General features: G+C 58.4%; 13 protein-coding genes. 6 read left to right on the top strand and 7 right to left on the bottom strand.

Going from position 1 to position 18,511, the window contains the following annotated elements; genetic code table 11:
- Positions 1–31 precede the first annotated feature (31 nt).
- The 4 genes from BY454_RS00395 to astE all read left to right on the top strand — a co-directional run bounded on the left by BY454_RS00395 (position 32) and on the right by astE (position 3,569).
- Entirely contained in the window at positions 32–784 is a 753-nt protein-coding gene (locus tag BY454_RS00395; RefSeq protein WP_104414651.1) for a transporter substrate-binding domain-containing protein, read from the top strand.
- 62 nt (positions 785–846) lie between these two features.
- On the top strand, positions 847–1,551 hold the full coding sequence (locus tag BY454_RS00400) for an ABC transporter permease (RefSeq protein WP_104414652.1): 705 nt from the start codon (positions 847–849) through the stop codon (positions 1,549–1,551).
- A gap of 3 nt (positions 1,552–1,554) precedes the next feature.
- Complete coding sequence (locus BY454_RS00405; protein WP_104414653.1) at positions 1,555–2,277, top strand: ABC transporter permease; 723 nt, start codon at positions 1,555–1,557, stop codon at positions 2,275–2,277.
- Between the two features lie 230 nt (positions 2,278–2,507).
- Positions 2,508–3,569: a succinylglutamate desuccinylase gene (astE, locus tag BY454_RS00410; RefSeq protein ID WP_104414654.1), complete on the top strand. Its 1,062-nt coding sequence runs from the start codon at positions 2,508–2,510 to the stop codon at positions 3,567–3,569.
- Here astE and astB read toward each other — a convergent pair.
- The 4 genes from astB to BY454_RS00430 form a co-directional block, all read right to left on the bottom strand.
- On the bottom strand, positions 3,551–4,891 hold the full coding sequence (gene astB, locus BY454_RS00415; protein ID WP_104414655.1) for an N-succinylarginine dihydrolase: 1,341 nt from the start codon (positions 4,889–4,891) through the stop codon (positions 3,551–3,553). The two genes, astE and astB, sit on opposite strands and share 19 nt — an antisense overlap.
- Before the next feature lie 32 nt (positions 4,892–4,923).
- On the bottom strand, positions 4,924–6,402 hold the full coding sequence (gene astD, locus BY454_RS00420) for a succinylglutamate-semialdehyde dehydrogenase (protein ID WP_104414656.1): 1,479 nt from the start codon (positions 6,400–6,402) through the stop codon (positions 4,924–4,926).
- Positions 6,403–6,466: 64 nt separating this feature from the next.
- Complete coding sequence (gene astA, locus BY454_RS00425) at positions 6,467–7,510, bottom strand: arginine N-succinyltransferase (protein WP_104414657.1); 1,044 nt, start codon at positions 7,508–7,510, stop codon at positions 6,467–6,469.
- A 257-nt stretch (positions 7,511–7,767) separates the two neighbouring features.
- A complete protein-coding gene (locus BY454_RS00430; RefSeq protein ID WP_104414658.1) occupies positions 7,768–8,985 on the bottom strand; it encodes an aspartate aminotransferase family protein in 1,218 nt (405 codons plus the stop codon).
- A gap of 288 nt (positions 8,986–9,273) precedes the next feature.
- Between BY454_RS00430 and BY454_RS00435 the strand changes: the two genes are divergently transcribed.
- Positions 9,274–10,488: a DcaP family trimeric outer membrane transporter gene (locus BY454_RS00435; protein WP_104414659.1), complete on the top strand. Its 1,215-nt coding sequence runs from the start codon at positions 9,274–9,276 to the stop codon at positions 10,486–10,488.
- 331 nt (positions 10,489–10,819) lie between these two features.
- Here the strand turns inward: BY454_RS00435 and aceF are convergent, their stop codons facing one another.
- Both aceF and aceE read right to left on the bottom strand, forming a co-directional pair.
- Complete coding sequence (aceF, locus tag BY454_RS00440; protein WP_104414660.1) at positions 10,820–12,580, bottom strand: dihydrolipoyllysine-residue acetyltransferase; 1,761 nt, start codon at positions 12,578–12,580, stop codon at positions 10,820–10,822.
- 10 nt (positions 12,581–12,590) lie between these two features.
- The gene (aceE, locus tag BY454_RS00445; protein ID WP_104414661.1) at positions 12,591–15,254 is read right to left on the bottom strand and encodes a pyruvate dehydrogenase (acetyl-transferring), homodimeric type; all 2,664 of its coding nucleotides are present in this window, start codon (positions 15,252–15,254) and stop codon (positions 12,591–12,593) included.
- Positions 15,255–15,590: 336 nt separating this feature from the next.
- Between aceE and BY454_RS00450 the strand changes: the two genes are divergently transcribed.
- Complete coding sequence (locus tag BY454_RS00450; protein WP_104414662.1) at positions 15,591–16,955, top strand: KamA family radical SAM protein; 1,365 nt, start codon at positions 15,591–15,593, stop codon at positions 16,953–16,955.
- Positions 16,956–17,026: 71 nt separating this feature from the next.
- On the opposite strand, the gene BY454_RS00455 is transcribed toward BY454_RS00450, so the two are convergent.
- A complete protein-coding gene (locus BY454_RS00455) occupies positions 17,027–18,460 on the bottom strand; it encodes a hypothetical protein (protein WP_104414663.1) in 1,434 nt (477 codons plus the stop codon).
- Between the last annotated feature and the right edge of the window lie 51 nt (positions 18,461–18,511).

Below are 18,511 nucleotides of genomic sequence, written 5' to 3' on the forward strand. Positions count from 1 at the left end.
CCCAAAAGGCAAACGACTGGAGAAGTGACGCATGAAAAAACTGATGATTGCAGCAACGACCGCCCTGGCCGTAATGGCTGGCAGCGCCCAGGCACAGGACCGGGATCTGCGCATCGCCTTCGATGTACCCTACGAGCCGTTTGAATACCGCAGTGACGATGGCGAGTTGACCGGTTTCGAAGTCGAACTGGCCGAAGCCATGTGCGAGGAAATGCAGGCCAACTGTGAATTTGTGATTCAAGCGTGGGACGGCATGATTCCGGGCCTGCTGGCGCGCAAATTCGACCTGATCATGTCCTCCATGTCGATCACTGAAGAGCGGGCCGAGCGCGTCAACTTCTCCGAGCCCTACTACATCACCCCGGGTGGCTGGTTCGCCCGTGACAACTTCAATACCGATGTGACCAACATGGACGCCATGGCAGACAAGACCGTTGGCGTACAGCGTGGCACTACCATGGACACCTACGTAACCGAGAACATGGGCGGCACGGTCAACATCAAGCGTTACACCACCGCCGAAGACATGGTCCTGGACCTCGAAGGCCAGCGCCTGGACGTGGTGTTCGTGGACTACCCGGTGGGTGAGCAGACCATCCTGAACCGCGAAGGTTTCAAGGAAGTGGGCGAGCCGGTAAAACTGGGCCAGGGCGTTGGTGTGGCCATGCGTAAGCGTGACCGCGACCTGACAAAAGAAGTTAACGCCGCCCTGAAGACGCTGAAGGAAGATGGCACCTACGATGACATCATGAAGAAATACTTCAGCTACGACATCAAGATCTGACCCGTCTGTTTTAATCGTGTTCGGGAGCAGCCGCTGCGCTGCTCCCCTTTCCGGATATTCTCATGTTTGATCTGAAAGGTTATGGCCCGGAGCTTGCCGAAGGGGCGCTGGTTACCGTTGAGCTGGCTTTCTTTTCCCTGGCTCTGGCAATTGTCCTGGGCCTGCTTGGCGCCAGCGCAAAACTCTCCGGCAATCGGTTCCTGGCCGGTTTTGCTTCCACTTACACCACCCTGGTCCGGGGCGTACCTGACCTGGTGATGATGCTGCTTTTCTACTATGGCGGCCAGGTGGGAGTGAATATGCTCTCGGATTATCTGTGGGAAGCCTATGACATCGACTTTTTCTTCCAGTTCGACCCGTTCATTTCCGGCATTGTCACCATCGGCCTGATTTTCGGTGCCTATATGACCGAGACGTTCCGAGGCGCCTTCCTGGCAGTGGAAACGGGTCAGATTGAAGCGGCTCGAGCCTATGGCTTTACCCGCTGGCACACCTTCCGCCGGGTCATGATTCCTCAGATGCTGCGCCACGCCCTGCCCGGTATCGGCAACAACTGGCAGGTATTGCTCAAAACCACCGCGCTGGTGTCCATCATCGGCCTGACCGATATGGTGCGGGTGGCCGAGGAAGCGGCAAAAGCCGAACGCATGCCGTTTCATTTCTTCATTCCGGTGGCTGCGGTTTATCTGATCCTGACGGCCGCTTCGGAACTGTTTATCAAGTGGCTCGACAAGCGGGCGCATGCCGGCGTGGTGCAGGGGAATTAAACGATGCCTGAGTTTATTGTCGAGTGGTTGAACCAGAACGATATTTTCACCGCGATGACCCTGATGGAATACTGGGACGGGCTGGTGACCACGGTCCAGTTGGTATTCCTGTCCCTGGTGATTGGCCTGGTGGTGGCGGTGCCACTGGCGATTCTTCGCACGGTGAAGAATCCGTTCGTGTCCGGCCCGATCTGGCTGTACACCTATCTGTTTCGCGGCACGCCGTTGCTGATTCAGCTATACATCATCTACTACGGTGTCGCGCAGATTCCCGGCATTCAGGATACCTTCTGGTGGACAATCTTCCGGGAGCCGTTCTACCCGGCGCTGCTGGCGTTCACGCTCAACACGGCGGCATACACCACGGAGATCATCCGGGGTGCAATTGTGGCCACGCCCCATGGCGAGATTGAGGCAGCCAAGGCCTATGGCATGAACTGGGCCATGCGGATACGGCGGATTATTCTGCCCAGCGCGGCTCGCCGGGCGGTGCAGGCCTATGCCAATGAGGTGATTTTCATGCTGCACGCCAGTGCGATTGCCAGTGTGGTGACGATTGTGGATCTGACCGGCGCGGCGCGGAACATTTACTCGCGGTTTTATGCGCCGTTTGATGCGTTTATTTTTGTGGCGCTGTGCTACATGGCGCTGACGTTCATGCTGGTGTTTGCGTTCCGGAAGCTGGAGAATCATCTTTTGAGGCATCAAAGACCAGTCAGTTCTTAGGTTTCGGGTGCAAGAACTGCCGCTGGGGATGCCTTTCCGGATAACGCTACGAGCCTATGGTGCAAGGCCAGCCAACAGGGAACGCCTTCCGGGAACCGCTACAAGCACGTCCCTGTGCACTTATCTCAGGCCATCCATGGCCTTCGAAATTCCCGGAAGGCGTTCCCTGCCGTCTGCCCCCAGACACTTGAGTTATCTTTAGCAGAATCACAACAAATGCCGGGGATAATATGAACGCTTCAAATCACCTCTTCGATTTCCACGGCGACTGGCTCACCCACACCCTCGCCAACGCCGATTCCGAACTCCCCGAAACCAAGACTGAGTTACCCGATGGCACTCGCATTTCCCGCAAAGGCACCGGCGTGCTGTGGCTCACACCGCCAGCGGAGCGGGCCAACCCGAACCAGGAAGCGCTGATTGTGTCCGCCGGCATTCATGGCAACGAGACTGCGCCGATTGAGGTGTTGAACGCCCTGGTGTCGGAGTTGCTGGCCGGTGAATGGGAGCTCGACTGCCCCCTGCTCCTGATTCTTGGCAATCCGCCTGCCATGGTGGCGGGTGAGCGGTTTATGGATGTGAATCTGAACCGGCTGTTCAATGGGGCGCACCGGGAGAGCCACTATGACGGGCTGCCAGAGGCCCGGCGGGCGCGGTTTCTGGAGGAGATGTGCCGGCAGTTTGCCATGGCACATCATGGGCTGGCGCTGAGCCATTACGATCTGCACACGGCGATCCGGCCTTCGAAGCGGGAGCGGTTTGCGTTGTATCCGTATTCCGAAGGGCGTTCAGTGCCGCCTGCGGACCAATGCGCGTTTTTGCTGGAAGCCGAGGTGGAAACGCTGCTGCTTCAGCACAAGGAATCAACGGTGTTTTCAGCCTTCTCGGCCAGTTTCCTGGGCGCGGAGAGCTTTACGATAGAGCTGGGCAAGGTGAGGCCGTTTGGCCATAACGATCTTCGGCGTTTCCGGGGTATTGAGCAGGCCCTGCGCCGGCGGTTTGGCGGGCTACCTGCGCCGGAGGCGGGGCCGCCGTTTGATCATCTGACGGTGTTCGAAGTGGTGCACGAGATCCTCAACACGGGGCCATCGTTCCAGTTTCATGTACCGGACGATGTGGCCAACTTCACCGAATACCAGCCGGGCACGGTGATCTGGGAAGACGGGCAAACCCGTTACCAGGTGGGCACGGCGCCGGAGGCGATTGTGTTTCCGAACCCGGCGGTACCAGTGGGGCAGCGGGTGGGGCTGTTGGTCAGGCCCGCAGCACCGGGCTATAACTGGAAGTCGTAGATACTGCCGAGGCCAAGGATGCCGGTCAGTTCATCCAGGGCTTTGCGGTTGTCGTCCAGTAGCATGGGGTCGGCCAGGTCTTCCTGGGTCAACTCGTCCCGGTAGTGCGCTTCCACCCAGGTGACCAGCCGCTCGTAGAGGGCGTCGGTCAATATCACCCCCCGGTTCATGGCTTTCAGTTCTTCGTCGGTGAGCAGTACACGCAAACGCAGGCAGGCGGGGCCGCCGCCGTTGCGCATGGACTGTTTCACGTCGAAGACTTCCACGCTGGTGATGGGGCTGTCCTGGCGCAGAAGGTTGTCCAGATAGCGGCTGACAGACTCAATTTCCCGACATTCCCCGGGTACGGCCAGCAACATACCGTCAGGTGTGTTCAATAGCTGGCTGTTGAACAGGTAGGAGGCGACGGCGTCCTGCAGAGGCACTTCTTCAGAGGTCACGCGTACGGCCTCCAGCTTCGCGCCAGGCAGGCGCTTTTGGATATCCGCCAGCACCCGTTCTTCTTCCATGAACGCCTGTTCGTGATAAAACAATACGTTGCCGTTGCCCACGGCAATCACATCGTTGTGGAACACGCCGGCATCAATGGCGGCGGGGTTTTGCTGGGCAAACACGACGTGGCGGTCGGTCAGTCCGTGCAGGCGGGCCACGGCCTGGGAAGCTTCCAGGGTTTGCCGGGCGGGATACCGGGCCGGGGCGGGAGCTTCAGCGTTAAAGGCGCTTTTTCCGTACACGAACAACTCCACGCCCGGCTCACCATGGCCCCGGCTCAGGCGGGTGTGGTTGGCCGCGCCTTCATCGCCAAAGTGGGCCACCGATGGCAAAGCCGGGTGGTGGGCGAAGCAGCTTTCATCGGTGAAAATGGCTTTCAATGCCCGGGCTGTGACCGGGTGTTCGATGGAGCGGTGGAACTTCGCGCAGAGGTTGGCCGGGGTGAAGTGCACCCGGTGGTCGGCGGTGTCGGCACTGGCGGAAACCGTTGCCGCGTTGGCGGTCCACATGGCCGAGGCAGAGGACACCGCTGCCAGGATGGCCGGAGCTGTGCTCGCCGCCTGTTCCAGAACCTGGCGGTCACTGCCCTCAAAGCCCAGCCGTCTCAGGCTGGGAATATGCGGTCGCTCGTGGGGCGGCAACACGCCCTGCACATAGCCCCGGTCCGCCAACCGTTTCATCTTGGCCAGCCCCTGGAGGGCCGCCTCCTTTGGATTGGAAGCGGCATTCACATTGGCTTTCGAGGCGATGTTGCCCCAGGAAAGCCCGGCGTAGTTGTGGGTCGGGCCCACCAGACCATCAAAGTTGGCTTCAACGGCATGCATTACCATGGTGGAACCCCTTTCCCATCAATGTTATCGGTTCAGTCAAAGTTCAGGCCCGGAGCCAGCTTCTCCGGCAACTCGATGTGGTCGGCTTCCAGCGATGCCATGGGCCAGGCGCAGTAGTCCGCCGCGTAATAGGCGCTGGGCCGATGGTTGCCGCTGGCACCCACGCCACCGAAGGGCGCGCCGCTGCTGGCGCCGGTCAAAGGCCGGTTCCAGTTGACGATACCGGCCCGGGCTTCTTCCGCCAGCCGCTCATAGAGCTTTCGGTCGTCGGTCAGAATGCCGGCCGCCAGACCAAACCGTGTGTTGTTGGCCAGTTCCAGTGCCTCGTCAAAGCTGTTGTAGCGGTAGACGGTCAGCAAGGGCCCGAAGTGTTCCTCGTCGCCCAACTCCAGGCCGGTGGCGTCAAGAATGCCGGGCGACAACAGACCGGTCTCCAGCTCCACAGGCTTCATTTTCAGCAAGGGTTTGGCGCCCTGGTCGACCATGGCCGTTTGCGCGTCCAGCAGCTTCTCCGCTGCCTCGGCAGAGATCACTGCCCCCATAAACGGCTGCGGGTCGGCGTCGAACTCACCCACCTGCAGATTGGCGGTGACTTCCAGAAGGCGATCGATAATCTCATCGCCCTTCTTGCCTTTTGGCACCAGCAAACGGCGGGCGCAGGTGCAGCGCTGCCCGGCGGATACAAACGCGGACTGGACAATGTGGTGAACGGCCGCATTCACATCCGAGACACCCTGAACAATCAATGGGTTGTTACCCCCCATTTCGAGGGCCAGGATTTTTTCTGGCTGGCCACCCAGTTGTTCATGCAGCTTGTGTCCAACCGACGCACTGCCGGTGAAGAAAAGCCCATCAATTAGCGGATGATTGGCCAGGGCCTTGCCGGTATTGGCGCCGCCCTGTACCAGGTTGATGACACCCTCGGGGAGGCCGGCTTTTTCCCAGAGCTTCACGGTTAACTCGGCAACGCCCGGAGCCATTTCACTGGGTTTGAACACCACCACGTTGCCCGCCAGCAGGGCCGGCACAATGTGACCATTGGGCAGATGGCCCGGGAAGTTGTAAGGACCAAACACCGCGACAACGCCATGCGGGCGATGGCGCAATACCGCACGGCCACCGGGAGCCTCGGTTTCCGACTCACCGGTACGATCGTGGTACGCCTTCACGGAAATATCGATCTTACCGATCATGGAAGCTACTTCGGTACGGGCCTCCCACAGGGGTTTCCCCGTCTCTCTGCCAATCAGGCTGGCCAGCTCTTCCTTGTTGGCTTCCAGCTGTTTGCCAAAGGCTTCCACCATCGCCTGGCGCTCCGAGAAGCTTTTCCGGCGCCACCCCGGAAACGCCCTTTGCGCCTCCCGGACGGCCGCATCCACATCTTCCAGATTGGCGGCATTACCATCCCAGATCACATCGCCGGAAACAGGGTGCAGGGATTCGAACACCGCGTCGTGTCCCTGCAGCCAGAGGCCGTTAATATAGATATCTCCGCTAAGGGCATGGCTCATACATACCTCCTTGGCCCGTGAGGAAATCGAAACAGAATAACTGCCTTATACTTACAGGTATTGTTCAGAATGGCTTGTCTTTCAAGGGCGCAACGCGCACCTCATCCCCTTCCCTTACCTGCAGGGCTGCCATAGCCTGTTTCGACAGCCTTAATCCCGTCTTGTGCAATTCAGTTGCGGATACCAGACCAACCCGGAAGTCATCAAAACTTCGGTTGCAGACCATCAGCAAGGGAGCGGTGTCATTGTCATCTGGCACTGGCCCGTCACTTTCAACCACCGGTCGCACAAAACTTTGGCGGATGGTGCGGATATTGTGCAGGAAGGCTTCCATCGTTGGGCCACCGTCAAAAATATCCACCAGGCCATTGAAGTTGAAACCTTCAGACTGAAGCATTTCCAGCGCGGGCCGGGTGTCCCGGTGCACCTGGCCGATGACCTCTCTGGCGGCGTCCGGCAGCAGTGAAAGGTAGATGGGAAAGCGGGGCATTAACTCAGCAATAAAGGATTTATTGCCCAGACCAGACAACCGGTCTGCCTCGACAAAATCCATATCGAAAAAACGCCGCCCCAACGCGTCCCAAAGCGGGCTGACGCCCTGCTCATCGGACACTCCCCGCAGCTCGGCGAAAATCTTGTCGGAGAAATGCTGGCGAAATTCATCGAGGAAGAGAAACCGGCTGCGGGAAAGCAGTAATCCGGCACCACCGCCCCGGCGGTCTTCGGACAGCAACAGGGAGCCGATCTCGGTGGCATCGGTCATGTCGTTGGTGAGATATAACGTAGGGGTTCGAACATGCACATCCAGCTCACGGCTGTCGTGCACGGTGATGCTCAGTCGGTAGTTATAGAACACCTCATCCAGCCCCACCCGGGCCTGGATGCCGCTAACACCCACGCAGTGGTGCTGTTCGAGGTCTTCCAGCACGAAGAGATACAGGCCGGCATCCGGCGAACACCGGCCTTCAAAGGTATCGCGAGCCTTTCGGATCCTGCGACGCAGGAAGTCCCGATCCTGGGGCAGTGTGGTCAGGCCGTTGCCGGCGGCGCCAGTGAGTTCGTAAAGGTCGTTCAGGTCCTGCTCTTGTATGGGCCTTGTTATTAGCATTATCCGGCTCCTGGTGTGGGAGTTTTTCGCTTTTCAGGCCTGCTTATTTGGTGCTTTCTATTCGGAGCCCATCGGGTACGGCTTTCCAGGAGACGCTCGAGACATCCCTGTTCGCTTAGCTGAAGCCATCCATGGCTTCAGATACTCCTTCCAAGCCGTACCCGACAGTCTCCTTAATCTGAAGCACACTCATCATCAAGTACTTCCGGCCCGCATGCGCCCAAAGTCAGCTAGCACCTTGGCAGGCCCAAGAGCAGTTAGCGGCCAGTCAGTTTTGCCACCGCGCGTTCAAAGCGCTGCAAGGCTTCTTCGATATCCGTTTCGGGGATAATCAGCGACGGCGCCAGGCGCACCACGTTGCCACCAGCGATCAGTACCATCACCCCCTCTTCCAGGCCGGCAGCCAGGAAATCCTTGGCCCGACCTTTCCACTCTTCCGTCAATACACATCCCAACAACAAACCGGCACCGCGCACTTCGCTGAACACGCCGTAGCGCTCACCGATATCCATCATTCCTTTGCGCAGCATGTCGGAATGGGCTTTGACACCCTTGAGTACTTCCGGCTGGCTGACGGTATCCACCACTTTCTGCGCCACGGCGCAGGCCAGGGCATTACCGCCGTAGGTGCTGCCGTGGGTGCCCACACTCAGGCTGGCCGCCACTTTTTCAGTGGTAAGCATGGCCGCCACCGGGAAGCCACCACCCAGGCCCTTGGCGCTGGTGAGGATGTCCGGGGTCACGCCATACATTTCATAGGCGTACAGGTAACCCGTGCGGCCCGCGCCGGTCTGGACTTCGTCGAAGACCAGCAGTGCATCGTTTTCATCGCAAAGTTCGCGCAGGCCCTTGAGGAATTCCGGGTCCGCCGGCAGCACACCGCCCTCGCCCTGAATGGGCTCCACCACCACGGCACAGGTTTTCTCCTTGGAGATCAGCGCCTTCACCGACTCCAGGTCATTGAAGGTGGCGTGGTGAATTCCGCCCGGTGCGGGTTCAAAGCCTTCCAGGTATTTCGGCTGGCCGCCAACGGCCACTGTAAACAGGGTGCGGCCGTGGAAGGAATTGGTGAAGGAGATGATTTCGTGTTTCTCCGGACCCACATTGTCCCAGGCATAACGACGAGCCAGTTTGAATGCCGCCTCGTTAGCCTCTGCACCGGAGTTGGCGAAAAACACCCGCTCGGCGAAAGTCAGGTCGCACAACGTCTTGGCCAAGCGCAATGCCGGCTCGTTGGTCATCACGTTGGACAGGTGCCAGATCTTCTCCGACTGCTCCTGCAACGCCCCTAGCAAGCCCGGATGAGCGTGGCCCAGGCTGGTGACCGCAATGCCACCCTGAAGATCCACAAACTCACGCCCGTCCTGGTCCCACACGCGGGAGCCTTCACCGCGCACCGGGATGATATTGCCGGGGGCATAGTTGGGCACCATTACTTCATCAAACAGTTCGCGGGAGACAGGTTCTCTGTTCATGGATCTCTCTCAAGTCATTGGTAATAAGAAACACTCAATTGTCATCATAATACGTCATGAAAAGCATAAGAACAGCCGATCACATGACTTCGGGCTAATCAACACCACGGTCGTACCCCGAGGTCAAAGCCTGACAACGACAATGATTCCCATAACTACCGTTTTAGCCCTCTAAGCAATCTATAGACATTCGTCTAAATATCCGCCAAATGTGTTTGAATTGTCACGAATTCGTAACTACCTTGTTTTCTGGGTCCAACAAAAACAAATCGATTGGAGAAAACGACGATGCAAAACAACAAACTCAGAATGGCAATCCGAGCGACCGCGGCCGTAGCTGCTTTTGGTATGGCAGGCCAGGCCCTTGCACTCGATGTGCCGACAGGTGATTGGGATACCAGCATTTATGGTTATGCCCGACTGAACGCGGCCTATGACATCGACGAGAATGTAACCACTTCGACCATGGCTGGCGACTTCTCTAAAATCAACACCGGCGCAGCTGAAGACAACGAAGCAACTGGCTACTTCGACGCCGACGCAGTGCAAAGCCGCATTGGCATCAAGACCATGTCACCTGAAGGTGTAAAAATGGTCGTGGAAGGTGACTTCCGTGGTGGCAACCTCCGCCTGCGTCACGCGTATGGCGAATACAACGGTGTCCTCGCCGGTCAGACCTGGTCCAACTTCAACAGTTTCGTAGGCTTTACTTCAACTCTGGACTTTGACTCAGTTTCAGCCGCTGGCCTCTTTGGTCGTACCGCTCAGCTGCGCTACACCACTGGCCCCCTGTCCTTCTCTGTTGAGGAGCCTCGTAGCTCTCTGGTAACCATCAAAGAAACCGAAAGCTTCGATCCAGAAAATCCGGCCACACCCAAGTCAAGCTGGGACTGGGCTGAGGCGTCCGGCGCCAAAGATGGCATGCCAACACTGACAGCTCGCTTTGAAGACTCTGCTGGCAGCTTCTCCTACTCGGCTGCAGCACTTGTTCACCAGGTAGCCTATGACACTGGCACCTCTGACGACAGCGCAATGGGTTACGGTGCGTTCCTGGCCGGTAAGATCGCGATTACTGACATGGTTTCCATCCAGGGTTCTGTGAACTACAGCGATGGCGCCAACCAGTACATGTGGCGCACTGGCGAGAACTACTATGGACCTGACGCCTATGTAGTTAACGGTGATGTCGAAACCATCAAGACCATGGGCGGCACCCTCGGTACCAGCATCAATCTCGGCGACGGCCGCAAAGTCAATGTTGTTTATGGCATGGCAACCAATGACTATGATGATGCGAAGAAAGACTTTGCCTCAAACGCTAGCCAGCTGGCCGTAGTCAACGGCTCTGCTGAAACCAACCAGGCGCTCATGGCCAACTACCAGTTCTCGCCTGTGGACAACGTCATGATGGGTGTTGAATACCAGTACCTGATGACTGAGGACGTAAGCGGAGACGACGGCGACGCAAACCGTCTGCTGTTCGCAGCCCAGTACAACTTCTAATTCCTTCCTAGATTAGAAGTTAACTCAGCAGAAACCCCGGCTTCGGCCGGGGTTTCTGCGTTTATCGGCAGGTAAATTACAGCGATATCACAAAACCGAAACCAAGAGTGCCGGGGCATACCCTTCAGGACTATTGAGGGCCAGGGATGGCCCGAAATAAGCCCCATGGATGGCTAGACGCGTGTCCTGAAGGGTATGCACCGGCGCTCTTGAGCCACCGAAATAACCCGGCTACTAAATCAAAATGCCGACCATTCCGGCAAAGCCCGAATACAAAAAACCCCGGCCCGAAGGCCAGGGTCTTTCTTGCAGCGGCTTCGCAACCAGCCCGCTACAGCAACAAGGTACGAATATCCCCCAGGAGCTGCGTCAGCAGGTTGGTAAACCGGGCCGCATCGGCACCATTCACGGCGCGGTGGTCGTAGGACAATGACAGCGGCAGCATCAGCCGTGGCTGGAAGTCCTCACCGTCCCAGATTGGCTTCATCGCCGCCTTGGACACACCCAGGATCGCCACTTCCGGCGTATTCACGATCGGCGTGAACGCCGTACCGCCAATGCCTCCCAGGCTGGTGATGGTGAAGCAGGCACCCTGCATCTCCTGTGGCTTGAGCTGCTTGTCCCGGGCCTTCTGGGCCAGCTCGGCGCTCTCGGCCGCCAGTTCCCACAGACCTTTCTGGTCCACGTCGCGAAGTACCGGCACCATCAGGCCGTGCGGGGTGTCCACCGCAATGCCGATGTGGATGTACTTCTTGTGCACCACTTCCTTGCGCTCCATGTCCAGCGACACGTTGAACTGTGGCAGTTCCGCCAGCGCGGCGGCGCAGGCTTTGAGCAGGAACGGTAGCGGGGTCATCTTGACGCCCTTCTTCTCGCCGGCCGCCTTCTGGGCCTTGCGGAAGCTTTCCATCTCGGTGATGTCGGCTTCGTCAAACTGGGTCACGTGGGGCACGTTCAACCAACTGCGCTGCATGTTAACGGCGGTAGCCGCCATCATGCGGGACATGCCTTCGCGCTCGACTTCGCCAAACTGACTGAAGTCCGGCAATTTCACGCCTGGAATGCCGGCACCGGCAGTGGCGCCACCGCCACCCTGCTGGGTTTGCTGCAGCTGACCTTTCACGTAGGCCTGGACATCGTCCTTGAGGATGCGGTTTTTCGGGCCACTACCCTTGATCCGGGTGAGGTCCGCACCAAATTCCCGGGCCAGCTTGCGCACGGCCGGGCCGGCGTGAACCTTGGTGCCCGCAGCCGGGGGCTCATAATCGGAGCCTTCCTGTTGTGACGGCTTTTCTTCCTGGCCAGAAGATTCTTTGGAAGCCTTCTTTTCATCCTTCTTCTCGTCGGACTTGCCTTCCTCAGCCTTCTCTTCAGTCTCGCTGGCCTCAGACGACTCTTCTTCCTCACCACCTTCTTCCTCGATGGTCATTTCCAGGAGGTCGTCGCCCTCGGAAAGCTTGTCACCCTCTTTTACCAGCACTTTTTCAACCTTGCCGGCATAGGGAGAAGGAATTTCCAATGTCGCCTTGTCGGACTCCACCGTCACCAGCGGGTCTTCCTCGCCCACGGTGTCGCCTGCGGCCACGTTGATCTCGATCACCGGCACGTCTTCGAAGCCGTCCAGGTTCGGCACCTTGACGGTTTCCTTGCGAGAACCGCCCTTTTTCTTCGAGGATGACTGGGCTTCCTTCGATTCCGACTTTTCCTCGCCGGCCTCTTTGTCCTCTTCCCTGTCTTTGGGCTCGCTGTCGTCTTTTTCCTCTTCTTCCCCGGTTTCTTTCTTGTCGGCTTTTGGCTTGTCGGCTTCCGGCTCTTCGTCACCGGCATCCGATTCATCGGAGCTGCCCGAATCACCACTGGTTTCAATGGTGCCGACGACATCGCCTTCCTTCACCTTGTCGCCCACCTTGGCGGTGATCTTGGTGATCTTGCCAGCCGCCGGCGAGGGCAACTCCACGGAAGCCTTATCGGATTCGATGGTCAGAATCGGATCCTCTTCCTCAACCGAATCCCCCTCACTGACGGTAATCTCAATGATCTCGACTTCATCAGCACCGCCGAGATCGGGAACCTTGATTTCCTGTTCACTCATGGCGGTCTCCTTAGCTCAGCACCGGGTTCGGTTTGTTGCGATCGATTCCGTACTTGCGCATGGCTTCGAGTACCGTTTCCTGCTTGATGTCACCGTCTTTGGCCAGAGCCGCCAGAGCGGTCACTGTCACGTAGTAACGATCCACCTCGAAGAAATTGCGCAGTTTCTGCCGGGTGTCACTGCGACCGAAACCATCAGTACCCAGGGTCATGTAGGTTTTCGGGATGAACGCCCGCAACTGCTCGGAATGCAGCTTGATATAGTCAGTGGAAGACACCACCGGCCCCTGCTGCTTTTCCATCATCTCGGTGACGTAAGCCTTGCGCGGCTTGTCGTCCGGATGCAGGTGATTCCAGCGCTCCACGTGCTGACCATCACGGGCCAGTTCGTTGTAGCTGGTGACGCTCCAAACGTCGGAGGACACGCCCCAGTCTTCCTTGAGCAGTTCGGCAGCGGCGGTCACCTCGTTGAAGATGGCGCCAGAGCCCAGGAGCTGCACCCTTGGAGCCTTCTTGCCGCCCTTCGCGTTCACCGAGCTAAACTGATACATGCCCTTGATGATGCCGTCTTCACAGCCGTCCGGCATGGCGGGCTGCTCGTAGAACTCGTTCTCGACCGTCAGGTAGTAGAAGACGTTCTGGTTGTCTTCGAACATTTCCTTCATGCCCTGGCGGATCACCACGGCCATTTCATAACCGAAGGCCGGGTCATAGGCACGGCAGTTCGGGATGGTGTTGGCCAGTACATGGCTGTGGCCATCCTGGTGCTGCAGGCCTTCACCGTTGATGGTGGTGCGGCCGGCGGTACCGCCGATCAAAAAGCCCCGGGCCTGAATGTCGCCGGAAGCCCATGCCAGGTCACCCACGCGCTGGAAGCCGAACATGGAATAGAACACATAGAACGGAATCAGCGGGAAGTTGTTGGTGCTGTAGGACGTGGCCGCCGCCATCCAGGTGGCCATGGCACCGTCTTCGTTGATGCCTTCCTGCAGAATCTGGCCTTTCTTGTCTTCCCGGTAGTACATGATCTGCTCACGGTCCTGCGGGACGTACTTCTGGCCTTCGGACGTGTAGATGCCCAACTGCCGGAACATCCCTTCCATACCGAAGGTCCGGGCCTCATCCGGCACGATCGGCACTACGCGCTTGCCGATGCGCTTGTCTTTTACCAGCGCGGTAAGAATGCGCACAAAAGCCATGGTGGTGGAGATTTCCCGGCCGTTGGAGCCTTCCAGGATCTGCTTGAAGATATCCAGATCGGGAATCTTCAGGGGCTGGCAGTCCTTGTTGCGCTTGGGATAGAAACCACCGAGCTCCTGACGCCGTTTCTTCATGTACACCAGCTCCGGGCTGTCCGGCGCCGGGCGGTAGTAGGGAACGTCTTCCAGCTCATCGTCTTTGAGCGGAATGGCGAAGCGATCGCGGAAGTCTTTCAGGGTATCCAGGTCCAGCTTCTTCAGGGAGTGGGCGGTGTTTTGTGCCTCACCGGCCTGACCGAAACCATAGCCCTTGATGGTATGGGCCAGGATCACGGTCGGCTTGCCGTTGGCCTGGCTGACCGCCTTCTGGTAAGCAGCGTAGACTTTGTAGGGGTCGTGACCACCACGGTTCAGCTTCAGCAGCTCTTCGTCGGTCCAGTTCTCGACCATCTTGGAGAGCTCCGGATACCGGCCAAAGAATTCCTTGCGGGTGTAGGCCGGGCCCTTGAACACGTAGTTCTGCAGGTCGCCATCGCAGACTTCGTCCATGGCCTTCTGCATCACGCCGTCGTCGTCTTTCTCGAACAGCGGGTCCCACATGCGGCCCCAGACCACCTTGATGACGTTCCAACCGGCGCCACGGAATACGCCTTCGAGTTCCTGGATGATCTTGCCGTTACCACGCACGGGGCCGTCGAGGCGCTGCAGGTTACAGTTGACCACGAAAATCAGGTTATCCAGCCCTTCCCGGCCGGCCTTGGAGATGGAGCCCAGAGTTTCCGGCTCGTCACATTCGCCGTCACCCACGAAGGCCCAGACCTTGCGCTTGTCGGAATCGATCAGCTCGCGGTTATCCAGGTACTTCATGACATGGGCCTGGTAAATGGCCTGGATCGGCCCGAGGCCCATGGAAACCGTGGGGAACTGCCAGTAGTCCGGCAGCAACCACGGGTGCGGGTAGGAAGGCAGACCCTCACCGTCCACTTCTTCGCGGAATTTATCCAGCTGCCACTCATCAAACCGCCCTTCAAGGAAGGACCGTGCATAAATACCGGGTGCGGCGTGGCCCTGGAAATAGACCAGATCCGCATCGCGTTTGTCGTCGCCACCGTGGAAGAAATAGTTGAAGCCCACGTCGTACAGCGTGGCAGCCGAGGAGAAGGTGGAGATATGGCCACCCAGTTCGCCCGGGCGTTTGTTGGCCCGTACCACCATGGCCATGGCGTTCCAACGGATCAATGAACGGATGCGGCGCTCCATGAACAGGTCGCCCGGCATCTGCGCCTGTTGCGACACAGGAATACTGTTACGGAACGGCGTATTGATGGAGTAAGGCAACACGGTGCCATCGCGGCTGGCGCGTTCAGACAAACGCTCAAGGATGAACTTGGCCCGCTCCACACCTTCGTTTTCAATCAGTGACTCGAGTGCATCGAGCCACTCTGTGGTTTCAATGGGATCATCGTCCTGGTACATCAAACCTCCCCTCGGGATTCTCAGCAGTAGATTGGACTGTCTCAAGCATAGAACAGTCCCTGCAAACTTTCTGGATTGTCTTTGTTTAGAGAACTTCCGTAGTTTTACTACAAAAACACACAAAACAACAAGCAAACGGGCGTTTCAATCCTTCAAAAAACACCTTTTTTAAGGTTTCCTACGTAAAAACACCCAATTTTCCGCATCCCCCAACAATTAACCTTTAGACCTGAAAATAAATTTCCATTTCTGTATACTTGCCTGCCCGTTTTTTAACCAGCGGAGGCGGTGCACCCTCCTCCTTTTATTTTTTGGCTCATATACAGAGGGCGATCTATGAACTCCATCGTCACCTTTCCGAATCAGATCCCGGTTCAGGAATTCGAGGAACGCCGGTTCAAGGTTTTTACGGACCGCCAGCTAGACAAGATTGAAGCGATCCAGAATCTCCCGGAAGAGACTTTGTTCGAAATGAAGGTCGTCGCCAGCGTGCTGCCCTTCCGCGTCAACGAATACGTGATCAATGAGTTGATCAATTGGGACAAGGTACCGAACGATCCCATCTATCAACTTGTCTTCCCTCAAAAAGGGATGCTGAAGGACGAACATTACGAGCGCATGGCGCAGATGCACCGCGACGGCGCCGACAAGAAAGAAATCCAGGCCGTGGCCAAGGAAATCCGCGACGAGCTGAACCCGCACCCGGCCGGCCAGATGGAAATGAACATGCCGGAACTGGACGGCGAAGTGCTGGACGGTGTGCAGCACAAGTACCGCGAGACCGTGCTGTTCTTCCCGGCCCAGGGCCAGACCTGCCACTCTTACTGCACCTTCTGCTTCCGCTGGGCGCAGTTTGTCGGTGACAAGGACCTGAAAATGGCCAGCACCGAAGCCGAGAAGCTGCACGGTTACCTGGCCGAGCACAAAGAGGTCACCGACCTGCTGGTCACCGGCGGCGACCCCATGGTGATGAAAACCAAGAGCCTGGTGCAATACCTGGAGCCGCTGCTGCAGCCGGAGTACGACCACATCCAGACCATCCGGATCGGCACCAAGGCCCTGACCTTCTGGCCGTATCGCTTCGTGACCGACAAGGACGCGGACGAGCTGATCCAGCTGTTCGCCAAGCTGGTCGATGCCGGCAAGCACGTGGCCATCATGGCGCACTACAACCACTGGCAGGAAATCACCACCGACATCGCCGAAGAGGCCATCCGCCGTATTCGCGCCACCGGTGCCGAGATCCGCGCCCAGGGCCCGCTGATCAAGCACGTGAACGACGATGCCGATGCCTGGGCCAAGCTGTGGCAGAAGGAAGTGAAGCTGGGCATCATCCCCTACTACATGTTTGTGGAGCGGGACACCGGCGCCAAGAACTACTTCGAAGTGCCCCTGGCCGAGGCCTACCACATCTACCGCGAGGCCATGAAGAAGGTGTCCGGCCTGTCACGCACCGCCCGTGGCCCCAGCATGAGTGCAGGCCCCGGCAAGGTGGAAATCCAGGGCATTACCGAGATCAAGGGCGAGAAGGTTTTTGTCCTGCGCTTCCTGCAGGGCCGCAACCCGGACTGGGTACAGCGCCCGTTCTTCGCCAAGTACAGCGACACAGCCACCTGGCTGCACGAGCTGGAACCGGCGTTCGGGGAAGAAAAATTCTTCTTTGAGGACGAGTTCGAGGAAATGAAGAAAGGCAACGCCTGATTACGCCGTTGCCTGATCAAAAAGCCGGGGCTTGCCCCGGCTTTTTTGTGTCTGCGCGATGGTCCGCTCGGTTATTCAGGCAACCAGAAGTATTCCTGCAGCAGCCAGGGGTCATCAAAATGCCGCGTGCCCACAAACGCCGTGGCATGGTTCCCCCACTGGCGCATGGCGCCGGCCGAAGGCACGCCGGTGGGCCAGAGCAGGAAGCGCTCGGGGCGTTCGGTGCCGGCCACCATGCCATCCTCACCAAACAGTCGCTCGCCGGCAAAGGAGGGGCCGCGCAAGTTGTCGTAGGGCTCAATGGCATAGGATCGGGCTTTGGACACGTCCTCCGGCAACACCGTTGCCGCGTCCTTTAACTGGTGCGTGAGGGACGAAAGGAATACAACCAGCCCACGGTCAGTCTGCGGCGCCGTGCCGGCTATCCACAGGGGCTCCTCCCAGTAATCCACCGGGCCAACAGGCTTGAGACCATCCGGCGCCAGCACCCAGGTGTGATAACAGCCGCAGGGATGAATGGCGTCATAAATCAGCGGACGACCATCCCGGCCCAGGGTCACCCGCCAGACCAGGCCGTCGAGCTCTCCGGCCACGATATCAAAGGCAGCCTCCGACGGGCGGCGGGAAAACCAGACGGTATAGACGAGCTGGGGCAGCACCTCGCCATCAAAGCGCGTGTAAGCCACCTTGGTGAATACCACCGGCTCGGACTGAAACCGAAGCTCACCGCCAGTATCCCGGCCTGGCCGCCCTGGCACATCATAGGGACCACCGGTTTCCACTACCCACGTGGGGGCATAGAGGGATAACAGATCCTCTCGCTCTTTGTCACTGAACACCGGAATGCCCAGAGGGCTGCGAGCCGAGGCCCGGCCCACCAGATCAGACGGATCAATCACCGGGCTGGGAGTCGCGGGCTCATAAGCTCGCCAGGCATGTGCCGGGTGATAAGCCTCGAACTGATCCATCAACTCATTCATTACCACGCCGGCCCGCCAACGCACCACCGGCGCAACCGCCGGATAACCGCCCAGCACCCGGGCAACATTGTTATAACTGTCGGGAACCTGCGAGGCTTCGGCTAACTCCCGCCACTGGTGGTCATCTTCCAGCAACCGCGCCATGGCCCTTTGGCCGCAGCGCTGCAATTCCGGCAATTGCGCGGAGGCATCATTCCCCATACTCGCCGCCTCATGGTGCCAGGCGGTTACCGCCATCTCATGGGCACGCTCCAGCCAGGCCTGCTGCTGGGGTCGGCTCAGTTTATCCACGGGAAAACTGGCCAGAAGCCGATTCACTCTCAAATAAGGAAAGCCCGGCGGTGACCACGCCTGGGCGTCGAAATGATTGCCGGCATCAACCCGTTGCTGCCAATCGGAGAACACCTCACTGCAACTGGCGGTTTCCACACCAACAGCCGGTGAAGTGGCGTACTGGCGAGAGGCGCAGCCACTTAGCAGCACCAAAAGCAGAAAGAACGGGAGTGCCCGCTTAGCGTGAATCATCTTCACTCCTTGAAAACAGCCCTTTATCAGTAGGCGCTGTTACGAGCGCCC

The organism is Marinobacter persicus (assembly GCF_002934325.1).
Lineage (GTDB): Bacteria > Pseudomonadota > Gammaproteobacteria > Pseudomonadales > Oleiphilaceae > Marinobacter > Marinobacter persicus_A.